This is a genomic window from Blautia marasmi, assembly GCF_900258535.1.
In the GTDB taxonomy this organism is placed as follows: domain Bacteria; phylum Bacillota; class Clostridia; order Lachnospirales; family Lachnospiraceae; genus Blautia; species Blautia hominis.
The window spans coordinates 4,509,876-4,522,500 of the sequence record NZ_OIWX01000001.1 but is presented as its reverse complement, the minus strand read 5'-3'; the positions used below and the strand labels follow the sequence as shown (position 1 = coordinate 4,522,500).

Below are 12,625 nucleotides of genomic sequence, written 5' to 3'. Positions count from 1 at the left end.
CCATTTCTTTAAAAGCTTCCCTGCCATCAGGCGCAGAAGGGGTCAGTTTTTCAAATGCGTAAGACAAAGCGAAATCCGCCAATTCCTTTCGGAATCCCTCCATATTTCCAAAGTGCCGGGAAATCGGCTGCGTGGAACAGTGTAACTCCTCCGCCAGCGCTTTAATATTTAAGGCAGAATATCCGTCACGAATCAGCATCGTCAGTGCTGCATTTAAAATCATTTCTTTTGGTATCTTTGGACTACTTGGCATATCTATCTCCTCACATAATACAGTAAATACATTTATAATAAATTAGTTTACAATAAACTTATTTACATTATATCTTACACTCATGTTCCTGTCAACATCTATATAAACAATCCATTTTACTGCAATCGTTTCAATTTTATGCTTTAGCTGCGGATGATGACCAGCATTACATACCCTTCCCTACATCACCAAACACCTGGCTTCCGGAAGCACCTTTAAGTCTGTCACCTGCTGCCGTCCTTTACTCGTTTAGGTCTCTAACTAAAAAAACGCCGTTTGCCATATGCCTTTCGGCTGACAAACGACTTTTTTCCACTAAATGCCTTTCGCAAATAGCAAGAACTCTGTATGGCCAGGATATTTACCGGCTTTTGTGTTTCAATATCGTAACTATTCAGTAGGTCTGTACATTCACTGCGCTGACCGTAAGAAGGTGTACCACGACTAAGCTAAAATCCCATCGCCAAAGGCGATTTTGCATAGATTTTTGCCTGTAACTGTGAGGGTACTGAACCGTTACTCAATATCATATATATCCCATCACATCTTTAATATTACCCACTCCGATCAAAGCGATTTTAAATTTTCCCTGCAATCCTTCCAGGTTTGCTTTAGGCATTATGCAGGTTGTAAATCCCATTTTTTCCGCCTCTTTCACCCTCTGCTGTGCCTGACTGACTCCCCGCACTTCGCCGGACAGACCCACTTCACCAAAAATCAGGGTATCCGGGTCCACGGTTCTATTCCTATAGCTGGATATAATGGCAGCCACAATGCCCAGATCAATAGCCGGTTCCCCCAGCTTCATACCGCCTGCAAGGTTGACGTACGCATCACAGTTTCCCAGTGCCAGGCCTGCACGCTTTTCCAAAACTGCCATAAGTAAATTAACCCGGTTATAATCAATACCGACAGAGGTTCTCCTCGGCAAACCAAAATTTGTCTTTGTGACCAAAGCCTGGATCTCAATCAAAATCGGGCGTGTCCCCTCTAATGAACACACCACCACAGTCCCTGACGCATCCGTGGGGCGGCCGTTTAACATAACCTGGGAGGGGTTTTTCACCTCCACAAGCCCGCACTCCTGCATCTCAAATACACCGATCTCATTGGTGGAGCCAAAACGGTTCTTCACACTTCTGAGGATTCTGTAGGACGCATGTCTGTCCCCCTCAAAATACAGTACCGTATCCACCATATGTTCCAGTACACGGGGGCCTGCCACACTTCCATCCTTGGTCACATGGCCCACAATGAAGACCGATATTCCCATTCCTTTTGCAATCTTCATCAAGATACCTGTGGATTCCCGGACCTGGGAAACACTGCCCGGTGCTGAGGACACCTCCTCATTATACATAGTCTGGATAGAGTCGATAATGACCGCCTCCGGCTTTTCATTTTCTATTGTTGTGCTGATGATCTCCAGGTTCGTCTCGCAGAGAAGGCGCAGATTTTCATTGAACTCCCCGATACGCTGCGCCCGCATTTTAATCTGCTGCAGGGATTCCTCTCCTGATATATATAGGATTTTATGGCCTGCATCAGAAAGCAGTTTACATACCTGCAGAAGAAGGGTGGATTTTCCAATCCCGGGATCACCCCCGACCAGCACCATGGAGCCCTGGACCACACCGCCGCCCAGGACCCGGTCTAATTCCTCCATACTGGTCTTGATCCGGTTATCCTCCCTGATATCTATTTGAGAGAGCATCATAGGTTTGCCTGCACGGCCGCCCGCTGCACTTCCTGCTGCCTGTCCCGGGCCTTTTTTGGCCCCCTGGGAAACAGTCTCCTCCACAAATGAATTCCACTCCCGGCATCCGGGACACTGCCCCATCCATTTTGCAGATTCATATCCACAGTTCTGACAGAAAAATACTGTCTTTTTCGCCTTTGCCATATGTTTGTCCTTTCCTTTGCAAAGATAAAACGGGCCGGAGCACCACACTCCGACCCGCTGCTTTTAGCTAAACCACTGCCTGCCCGGCTGCATCCTTGCTTACAGCTTCTTAATATTTACAGATACCTGCTCGGACTGCTCAAGCTCAACACTGAAGGACAGCTTGCCGCCCAGATTCGTCTTCATCTGACCTGCATTTACTTCATCTATGGTAATCGCATATTCTGTATCTTCTTCCAGTTCTACGGTAATCTGCGCATCCTTTGGGCCTTCCACCACAAAGCTCATGCCGTCCTCCACTACATCAAGATCCAGAACTGCAGTCCCCGGAACAGACTCATACACAAACATACCGTTGCGCTCCAGCTTTGTAATTTCATTATATGTCTTTACTTTATACATGTCTCCGTCATGCTCAAAGTCGGAAAGTTTGGATTTTGCCGCCAATTCATAATTTCCAAAGCTGATCTTACCGTTTTCCTCTGTTCGTATTAACTCTTTTACTACTGACATCTCAATGTCCTCCCACTTATGTCTTTCACCGGGGCCGGAAAGACTTCCTGGCCTTCCGGTGTCTTTGGTTATATTTCTCAATGGAAACCTTATATGCATGTTACCATAATTCGTAATCTTTTTCTAGTCATTCGAGGGATTTACCACAAATTTTATTCCCTGTTTAGAAATTCCGAGAGTGACTTCATCCCCCTCCTTGATCTTCCCTTCCAGGATCTCCTCCGCCATGGCATCCTCGATCTTACTTTGGATCGCCCGTTTCAGCGGCCTTGCCCCGTATTTTGGATCAAACCCTTCTTTGGCTATGAGTTCTTTCACGCTGTCACGCACCTTTAAGTTAATGTTCATCTGGTCCTTGCAGCGTTTGATCAGGTCCTTCATCAGGATTCCGACTATCTTCTTGATCTCCTCTTTGTTGAGGGTGTGGAAGACGATGATCTCATCGATCCGGTTCAGGAATTCCGGCTTAAACATACGTTTTACCTCTTCCATGACCCCTTCCTTCATCCTCTTATAATCCTGCTTTTCATCTTCCACGGCCCCGAATCCCAGCTTTTTAGGAGCTATAATGGCCTGTGCGCCGGCATTGGAGGTCATGATGATAATGGTCTCCTTGAAATCCACTTTTCTTCCCTGTGCATCTGTAATATGCCCGTCATCCAACACCTGGAGCAGGATATTGAACACATCGGGATGTGCCTTCTCGATCTCATCAAAAAGGATCACACTGTAAGGGTTCCTGCGTACCTTTTCACTGAACTGGCCGCCCTCCTCATACCCCACATATCCCGGCGGTGAACCGATCAGTTTGGATACACTGTGCTTTTCCATATACTCGGACATATCCACCCGTATCATGGACTGCTCGCTGCCGAATACAGCCTCCGCCAGCGCTTTGGAAAGTTCTGTCTTACCCACACCTGTAGGTCCTAACAGCAGGAAGGAACCAATGGGGCGTTTGGGGTCTTTGAGTCCCACACGTCCCCTCTTGACCGCTTTTGCCACTGCGGATACCGCTTCTTCCTGGCCCACGACGCGTCTGTGAAGGATCTGTTCCAGGCGGGCAAGGCGTTTGGACTCTCCCTCAGCCAGTTTCTTCACAGGTATTTTTGTCCATTCGGAAACCACCTCTGCAATGTCCTCTGCCTTTACCACCAGTTTTTTGCTGCGGCACTGTTTCTCATAACGCTCACGGGCTTTCGTAAGCTCTCCCTCAGCTTTTTCCTGCTCTGCCTGAAGTTCCTTCGCCAGATCAAAATCCTGGGATTTTACGGCCTCCTCCTTGGCTGCATAAATGCGGCGGAGATGGTTCTCCGTCTGCACAATGCCTTCCGGTGTCTTATAACCTGCCAACTGTACCTTGGATGCAGCTTCATCCAGAAGATCGATCGCCTTATCCGGCAGAAATCTGTCGTTGATGTACCGGATCCCCATGGTTACGGCTGCCTCTATGGCTGACTCCTCGATCACTGCCCCGTGATGTTTTTCATAGTAAGGCGCAAGGCCTTTTAATATTTCCACTGCTTCCTCTTTGGAGGGTTCTTCTACCATGACAGGTTGGAATCTACGCTCCAGTGCCGCATCTTTTTCTATATATTTTCTGTATTCATCTATGGTTGTAGCACCGATAAGCTGGATCTCTCCTCTGGAGAGAGATGGCTTCAGGATATTGGACGCATCCAGAGCGCCCTCCGCACCGCCTGCACCGATAATGGTGTGCAGTTCATCTATGAACAGAAGGATACCCTTGTTGTTCATGACTTCCTGTACCACTTTTTTAATCCTCTCTTCAAACTCACCTCTGTATTTGCTGCCTGCTACCATGCCGGACAAATCCAGGACCACCACACGCTTATCCAGCATATTCTCCGGTACAAGCCCCCACACGATCCTCTGTGCAAGCCCTTCCGTGATGGCCGTCTTGCCAACTCCCGGCTCACCGATCAGACAGGGATTATTCTTGCTTCTTCTGCTCAGGATCTGGATGATACGTGAGATTTCCTTCTCCCTGCCGATAACAGGGTCCAGTTTTCCATCCGCTGCCATTTTGGTAAGGTCGCGGCTGTACTGGTCCAGAGTGGGGGTCTGGCTTCCTGTGGACGCTTTCATCAGATTGCCGCTCTGCAGGTCCTCCTTGGGAATCATCTTATCTTTTCCCATGGCTTTCAGCACATCCAGATAAAGCTGCTGTATGTTGATTCCCAGCGTATGGAGAAGTCTGGTCCCCACGCAGTCATATTCTTTGAGCATGGCGATCAGGATATGTTCTGTGCCTATGACACCGCCGCCTAGATTACCTGACTCCTCTCTGGCTTTATCTAAGACCCTCTGGGCCCTCGGTGTATATCCCTGGGGATTTTCCAGCACCACATCCCCCTGTGGGGCAATCAGTTTATCAATCAGCGCCAGCAGTTTTTTTTCTTCCACACCGGCTTCTGCCAGGACCAGCCCTGCTGTCCCCGACGTTTCTTTCAGCAGCCCCGCGAGCAGGTGCTCTGTGCCCACATAATTATGGCTGCGTCCCTCGGCAGTTTTCTCAGCGGCTTTCAGCGCACTTACTGCCTGCTTTGAATAACGTTCTTTCATGCAAGTCTCCTTAACTACTCATATTCTTCATAGATTTCATCTATCAGCTGATGGACCTCTGCTCTGGAAATATTCCGGCAGCTTCCTTTTGCCAAAAGAACTCTCAGTTCTTCTTTCATCTCTTCCAGGGCACGTATCTTATCCGCATCTATGGAAATAACGGCGCCTCTCCTCCTGTCGATCGTGACAAAGCCTTCCTGCTTTAAAACAGAATAAGCTTTATTTACCGTATGCATATTAATGCCTATGGTGTCAGCCAGCTGTCTCACAGAAGGAAGATTTTCACCCTCCTGAAGCTTGGAGGTGGCAATTCCCAATATGATCTGATTACACAGTTGAATATAAATTGCTTCTTCACTGTTGAAATCAATTTCTATCAACATCCTTCCACCTGCTTTCTCTTTTGGAATTTGTTATATATAGGATAGCACAAATAAGCTATTTGTTCAAGTGTGTGGCAAAAAAAGGAAACGCCCGGCGTCTGCGGCGTTTCCTTTTCTTTGGTATCCATCAAATTCTTTTTATGCCTCGTCGATTGCTTTGCCGATATCATTGCGCATGTATTTGTTGTCAAAGGAGATCCATTCGACTGCCTTATACGCATTGGCGCGGGCCTCTTTCAAATCTGTTCCCTTTGCCGTCACACCCAGGACACGGCCTCCGTTTGTAACGATCCGGCCATCTTTGAAGGCAGTTCCCGCGTGGAATACATAGTAGCCGTCCTTGTCCTTAAAGGTCTCCAGACCCTCGATCGGAAATCCTTTTTCATAGGATACCGGGTATCCGTCAGAAGCCAGGACTACACAGACCGCCGCATTATCCTCAAACTGCAGGTCTATTTCGTCCAGTCTGCCGTCCACACATGCCTCAAACACTTCCACAATGTCATTTTTCAGTCTCGGGATCACCACCTGCGCTTCCGGGTCGCCAAAGCGCGCGTTGTATTCCAAAACCTTTGGTCCTTTCTCCGTGAGCATAAGTCCAAAGAAAATAATTCCCTTAAACTCTCTTCCCTCTGAAGCCATGGCATCCACGGTTGCCTGATAAATGTATTTTTCACAGAAATCATCCCCCTCTTTGGTGTAGAAGGGGCTTGGGGAGAAAGTCCCCATACCGCCGGTATTCAGGCCCTGGTCTCCGTCTTTTGCGCGTTTATGGTCCTGCGCGGAAGTCATAGTCTTAATTGTCTTTCCATCCACAAAGGAGAGCACAGAAACCTCACGGCCTGTCATGAATTCCTCCACGACCAGCGTATTGCCTGCGGAACCGAATTTCTTGTCCAGCATGATGGTTTTAACACCTTCCTCGGCCTCCTCCAGGGTACTGCAGATTAAAACGCCTTTTCCAAGCGCCAGGCCATCTGCCTTCAGCACAATGGGGAACTCAGCCTTTTCGCGGAGATACGCCAAAGCTGCCTCTGCATCCTCAAAGTTCTCATAGGCTGCCGTGGGGATATTATATTTTTTCATCAGGTCTTTGGAAAATGCTTTGGAGCCTTCCAAAATAGCAGCATTTTTTCTCGGTCCGAATACACGCAGACCCTCTTTCTCAAAAACATCCACAACGCCCCCTACCAGCGGGTCATCCATGCCCACAACAGTAAGGTCAATGGCATTTTCCTTTGCAAATGCAGCAAGCTTTTCAAATTCCATGGCTTTTATATCCACACACTGGGCATACTCCGCGATTCCCGCATTCCCCGGTGCGCAGTAAATCTTATCCACTTTCGGGCTCTGTGCCACTTTCCATGCAATGGCATGCTCTCTTCCGCCGCTTCCGATAATTAATACTTTCATATTACGCCTCTTCCCTCCATTTATTCTTTCGTTTGTAACGGTTCAGTACCCTCACAGTTGCAGGCAAAGATCCAGGCAGAATCGCCTTTGGCGATGGGATTTTTGCTTGGCTGTGGTACACTTTCTTACGGTCAGCGCAGTGAATGCGCAGACCTACTGAATCGTTACGTTCGTTTTTACAATACCGTCTTCCACTGTTATCCTGTCATTTGCGATCAGATCAATGGCTTGGGGCATGATGACCCACTCTGCTTCCTCCATCACTCTTAACTGAAGGATTTCCGGGGTATCCCCTTCTTTTACTTCCACTGCTTTCTGCAGGATGATCGGGCCGGTATCTGTGCCCTCATCCACAAAGTGTACGGTAGCTCCGGTCACTTTCGCCCCTCTTTTCAACACAGCCTCATGGACCTTGAGCCCGTAATAGCCGGTTCCGCAGAAGGCAGGGATCAGTGCCGGGTGGATGTTGATGATTTTATTGGGAAACGCTCTTACCATGATCTCCGGGATCACCACAAGGCAGCCCGCAAGCACGATCAGATCCGGGTCATAGGACTGCAGGGTTTCAAGAAGAGCCTGATTGAAAGCTGCCCTGTTCTCATAGTTTTTCGGGGATACGCAAACAGCGTCTATTCCACGTTTTTTCGCGCGTTCCAGCGCATAGGCGCCGGGGTTGTTGCTGATCACCACGGAAATCTCCGCATTCGTAATTGTTTTATTGTCAATGGCGTCTATTATGGCCTGCAGGTTTGTGCCGCCGCCGGACACCAGAACTGCCAGTCTCAGCATCGTGTACCCACCTTTCTCTTTCTCAATGAGCGGAAAGCCCGCAGACTGCCTGTATATGCAGGAATCTGCGGGAACTTATTATCGTAACTATTCAGTCAACTGAATGGTTGCCTTATATCGTACTACACTAATTTAACGTCTTTGTCACCAGCTTCGATGCGGCCGATGACATACGGCGTCTCACCTGCTGCCTTCACGGCTTCCATGGTCTTCTCCACGTCCGCCTCATCCACAGCCATCACCATGCCGATGCCCATGTTGTAAGTGTTGTACATCATTTTTGCGTCGATCTCACCTTTTTTTGCCATCAGGGTGAAGATCGGAGGAATGGGATAGCTGTCCTTCTCAATCACTGCACATACGCCGTCTTTCAGCATTCTCGGCACGTTCTCATAGAAGCCGCCGCCTGTAATATGGCTGCAGCCTTTGATGCGGACACCGGCTTCTTTTACGCTCCTCAATGCCTTTACATAGATCTTAGTGGGCGCGATCAGTGCCTCTCCCAGCGTTTTTCCAAGCTCATCATAGTAAGTGTCCAGAGACTCTTTTGTCATGTCAAACACTTTTCTGACAAGGGAAAATCCATTGCTGTGTACACCGGAGGACGCCATGCCTACAAGTACATCGCCGTCTTTTAACTCTTTGCCTGTGATCAGGTCTTTTTCGTCCACTACACCTACAGCAAATCCTGCCAGGTCATATTCGTCCTCCGGATAAAACCCGGGCATCTCTGCTGTCTCACCGCCGATAAGCGCTGCATTTGACTGCTCACAGCCTGCTGCCACGCCTTTGACGATCTCAGCAATCTTTTCCGGATAGTTCTTGCCGCAGGCAATGTAATCCAGGAAAAACAGAGGCTCTCCGCCTGCACATGCAATATCATTCACGCACATTGCCACACAGTCGATCCCTACTGTGTCGTGCTTGTCCATGATGAAAGCCAGTTTCAGCTTGGTACCCACACCGTCTGTTCCTGATACCAGAGTCGGTTTCTCCATGTTCTTGAATGCATCCATGGAAAATGCACCGGAAAATCCACCGATATTGGTGAGCACTTCCGGTCTCATGGTCTTTTTAATGTGTTCCTTCATCAACTCTACTGATTTGTAGCCTGCTTCAATATCTACACCGGCATTCTTGTAATCCATTTTCATCCTCCAAAATTTTCTGTATTAATACTCTTTATATCCAACTTCCTGCAGTCTTGCGTCTTTTGCAACGACCTGGTCTTTCAGCTCTTCTTTGTAGTCTTTTAACTTCTGAAGAAGTGCCGGGTCCGAAGTTGCTAAAATCTTGGCTGCCAGAATACCGGCATTGGCTCCTCCGTTGATTGCAACTGTTGCAACCGGAATTCCGGACGGCATCTGTACGATGGAATACAGGGAGTCTCTTCCTCCTAATGATGTGGTGTGCATGGGGATACCGATGACCGGCATAGGGAAGATCGCTGCACACATGCCTGGAAGGTGAGCTGCCATTCCTGCACCTGCAATGATGACTTTGAAATCTTTTTCCTCCGCTGTCTTTGCGTACTCAAAGAATACGTCCGGTTCTCTGTGGGCTGAGATGATCTTCATCTCATACTCGATTCCAAACTTTTCCAACATGTCCGCTGCTTTTTTCATAACAGGCATATCAGAGTCACTTCCCATAACAATTCCAACTTTTGCCATGACTTATCTCCTTTATATTTATCTCTATCCTCATTCCAAATCCAAAAAGCAAATTCAGAATGGGTGCCGCAGCTCTTCTGCTGCTTCTTCTTTACAGAACAATTTTACATAGAGTTCTAAACATTGTCAACCTCATATCTCATTTTTGATGGCAGCTTATGAAGAAAAATGGCAGTTTTTCACGGAAAAAGGAAGCCTGCAAGCGCAGTGGCTATCATCCGTTTCCTCATAAAAATACTTCCTTTCTCCCGGTGTAATTCTGTGTGATTACATATCCCTTACTATATTCTAACTAATTATACCGTTTACAGAGCGCACCGGGCTAAAAAGTACATAATTGTCGGGATTTCTGACATAATCGTAATAAATCCTTTGCCCAAAAGCAAACCGCCGTACCATAACGGCACAGCGGCTGCAAATATTCTATAATTCTTCCAATACCCGGTTCAGTTCCTCTGTTCCCTTCAGTACGAACCGGCTGTCTTTTATGATCGGTATCAGACTTCCGTCTTTTTTCACAGCAGTGATCTCCCCCAGCTCCTCATAGGGGAGGGTAATATCTGTATGGCATCCGAAATATGCTCTGCCCGGGTCAATCCTTCTGAGGATAGACACTTCATTATCCCTGGCAATTATCTCTTTTCCGTCAGGATTATACACCGCCGTATCTTCAGACCAGCTGTAGCAGGTATCACCCACCGCAAAATGGGGGCCCATCTTCTCCGCAATGAGAATGGGCAGGATATCCTCAATATGATATTTCTTTGCCATCACATACGCCGTGGTGTTGGTGCCTATGGCAAATTCCCCCAGGGGCAGCATATCATGGTGGAACAGGATATTTTCTTTCATATAATCCCTGTTTTCCTCCTCCGTGGAAAAATTGCTGCAAATATAGTCTGATATTTTTCCATCCCGGAAAGTCATCTTCAAGTCCTTGTAGTACAGGCCGTCCAGATACACTCCCGACACGTGAAGCACGCCGTTGGTGCCCCCAAGGACAGGGCTTGTGAAGACCTCACCCACAGGAATGTTCACGTCTGCCACACAATTTTCAAAGTTTGTCTGCTTTTCCGGATCTTCCAGTTCGTGCAGACGCACCGTCATATCGGTCTGGTTAGACCCTCTGCCTTTTATCCTGACCTCACACCCTTCGTCCAGGGCATTGATAAGCTTCTGCTGGATATCCTGATAAAGATGATAGTCAAGAGTATTCAGACGCACGGTTTCCCGGAATATCTCCTTAAACCGTGGACCTATTTCGCACACCGGATATGCAATTATGGTGAAACTGCGCTCTTCCCCCTTGATATAGCGGTTCACGATCTGTCCCGCCTCATTGTCGTAACTCACTTGCAGTTTCTGCTGGTGCGGCGTCAGGGAGAAAGCTTCTTTCTTGCTGACAGGTGTAAAAGGTTTCTCACCGAAGGTCTCAATCACAGCCGGACCTCCGTGGGTATTGGCAAGCTCTTTCACCTGCTCATAGGCCACCTGCATGACCCGCAGCTTCCGCTGCACAAATTCCTGGTCCAGATAAAGGGCTGAGTCATCCTTATGGTCATAATCCAGCTGCTTGTTGGGGATTGCCCCGTAATAGCCGATCCTGTGGTGTTGTTTTTTGTTCACCGCATGGACCGCGCTCCGGTAGATCACAGGCTTTAACCCCATCTCTTCAAACTGGCAGACAGCCTCCTTTATCATGCGCTCAAAGCCAAGCTGATAGCGGATATTCACACTGTTCTTTTTGGAGATATCTTTTCTTCCGTTGATGAATCCAATTCTGTAGCCTTCCGTAAATGTGCGGGCCATAGCCTTTATTTCTTCTTCGGTAAGGTCATTCAGGTATTCTGCCATGGAAATCTCGTTCTCTGTCACGTATTCCCCATACTTATATAAATACCTTATATCCGTAAGGTCACTTCCGCAGATTATGCGCACAGCAAAGTCAAGAGAAGGGTCCACAGCTTCCCGGATTCTTCTCCCAACCATCTCCTCACTGTAATCACTCACATACCAGTACAGTGTATCTTTTATCTCCTGTGCCGGCACAGTGGGTTCCTCCAGCAGATTGTAAATCTGTACATACAGCTCCATGAGCACCGTCATATCAAAAAGACGGTCCTCATACGCATAGACCACGATCCCGCGCACCTCCGCTGCCAGAAAGGATAGGAGCCTGCCGTAATCTTCTGAAAGCATACGCACCGCATAAGCCGGATTTGTATAGGATGACTCATAGGCACCGGGCAGTATACCTGCGTAAAGTTCTTCATTGTTTTTTTGCAGCTCCGAAAGGGCGGCATGTTCCAGCCACCCCTCCCTGATCTTCTCGTGAAGGGTCAGCACATAATTCAGGTATGTAGTCATTTCTTTAAAAAAACCGCAAAACCGCTCCGGGACATCCATGTCCTGCTGCATCTCCCGAATCCTTCCTTTTACCAGTTCAAACCGTTCCTCCAAAAAAGTATCTCTACTCATCTTTCAGGTTTCCTTTATCCACATTTTTGTCAAGGATCCCGTTCACATACTCCATCAGTTTTTCAGAACCCTGAGCTGTTTTCGCGTTTCTTTTCATGACCTGTGATTTTTTTATTTCATGCTCTCTCCAGGACTTGCCGTCTGTGGCATCATTGAGCATCAGGGGCTGCACGCAGTCAAGAGAGTGGGCAAATTTTGCCTCTGGGGTCTCAAATGTCTCAAACTCCTCCCACAGATCCATCATTTTTTCCGCCTGGTCTCTTGGCAGAAGCCCGAAGATGCGGTTCGCCGCTTTGACTTCACGCTCCCGTTTATCCATATGGCCGGCATCGTCATAGGCATAAGTATCCCCTGCGTCTATCTCTACAATATCATGGATCAGAACCATAAGCATGGTCCTGGCCACATCTATGCTCTCATTGGCATGTTCTGACAAAAGGGCTGCCATCAGTGCCAGATGCCAGGAGTGCTCCGCATCGTTCTCCCTGCGAATCCCGTCTGATAAATAAGTCTGGCGGCGTACAAATTTACTCTTGTCCACCTCCAGCATAAATTCCATTTGTTTTTTCAGTCTATCTTCCATGTTATCCTCCTTATGAGATGTTACAGTCCACAGCTCTGCAAGACGCAGTTC

The 12,625-nt window shown here is 47.9% G+C and carries 11 protein-coding genes (1 of these 11 running past the window's edge); all 11 read right to left on the bottom strand.

Annotation, left to right across the window (positions count from 1 at the left end; translation table 11 throughout):
- Window positions 1-253 carry the 5' end (the start) of a TetR/AcrR family transcriptional regulator gene (locus C6P39_RS19745; RefSeq protein WP_104804931.1) on the bottom strand. 323 nt of this gene lie to the left of the window's left edge, so the window shows 253 of its 576 coding nt (coding positions 1-253); its start codon is at window positions 251-253; its stop codon lies off the left edge, out of view.
- A 526-nt stretch (window positions 254-779) separates the two neighbouring features.
- Complete coding sequence (gene radA, locus C6P39_RS19740; RefSeq protein WP_095170458.1) at window positions 780-2,156, bottom strand: DNA repair protein RadA; 1,377 nt, start codon at window positions 2,154-2,156, stop codon at window positions 780-782.
- A 99-nt stretch (window positions 2,157-2,255) separates the two neighbouring features.
- The gene (locus C6P39_RS19735) at window positions 2,256-2,669 is read right to left on the bottom strand and encodes an endosialidase (RefSeq protein WP_095170460.1); all 414 of its coding nucleotides are present in this window, start codon (window positions 2,667-2,669) and stop codon (window positions 2,256-2,258) included.
- A 123-nt stretch (window positions 2,670-2,792) separates the two neighbouring features.
- Entirely contained in the window at window positions 2,793-5,255 is a 2,463-nt protein-coding gene (locus C6P39_RS19730) for an ATP-dependent Clp protease ATP-binding subunit (protein ID WP_104804930.1), read from the bottom strand.
- A gap of 14 nt (window positions 5,256-5,269) precedes the next feature.
- A complete protein-coding gene (locus C6P39_RS19725) occupies window positions 5,270-5,638 on the bottom strand; it encodes a GntR family transcriptional regulator (RefSeq protein ID WP_065542406.1) in 369 nt (122 codons plus the stop codon).
- A gap of 138 nt (window positions 5,639-5,776) precedes the next feature.
- The gene (gene purD / locus C6P39_RS19720; RefSeq protein ID WP_104804929.1) at window positions 5,777-7,051 is read right to left on the bottom strand and encodes a phosphoribosylamine--glycine ligase; all 1,275 of its coding nucleotides are present in this window, start codon (window positions 7,049-7,051) and stop codon (window positions 5,777-5,779) included.
- 153 nt (window positions 7,052-7,204) lie between these two features.
- Window positions 7,205-7,840, bottom strand: coding sequence for a phosphoribosylglycinamide formyltransferase (gene purN, locus C6P39_RS19715; RefSeq protein ID WP_095170466.1), 636 nt, complete (start codon window positions 7,838-7,840; stop codon window positions 7,205-7,207).
- 122 nt (window positions 7,841-7,962) lie between these two features.
- Window positions 7,963-8,988 (bottom strand): phosphoribosylformylglycinamidine cyclo-ligase, encoded by a 1,026-nt coding sequence (gene purM / locus C6P39_RS19710; protein ID WP_095170468.1) that lies wholly within the window; start codon window positions 8,986-8,988, stop codon window positions 7,963-7,965.
- A gap of 24 nt (window positions 8,989-9,012) precedes the next feature.
- On the bottom strand, window positions 9,013-9,513 hold the full coding sequence (gene purE / locus C6P39_RS19705; RefSeq protein ID WP_065542410.1) for a 5-(carboxyamino)imidazole ribonucleotide mutase: 501 nt from the start codon (window positions 9,511-9,513) through the stop codon (window positions 9,013-9,015).
- Window positions 9,514-9,936: 423 nt separating this feature from the next.
- On the bottom strand, window positions 9,937-11,991 hold the full coding sequence (locus tag C6P39_RS19700; protein ID WP_104804928.1) for an aminopeptidase: 2,055 nt from the start codon (window positions 11,989-11,991) through the stop codon (window positions 9,937-9,939).
- A complete protein-coding gene (locus C6P39_RS19695; protein WP_104804927.1) occupies window positions 11,984-12,574 on the bottom strand; it encodes an HD domain-containing protein in 591 nt (196 codons plus the stop codon). Before C6P39_RS19695 ends, C6P39_RS19700 begins: the two co-directional genes overlap by 8 nt.
- Window positions 12,575-12,625: the final 51 nt, after the last annotated feature.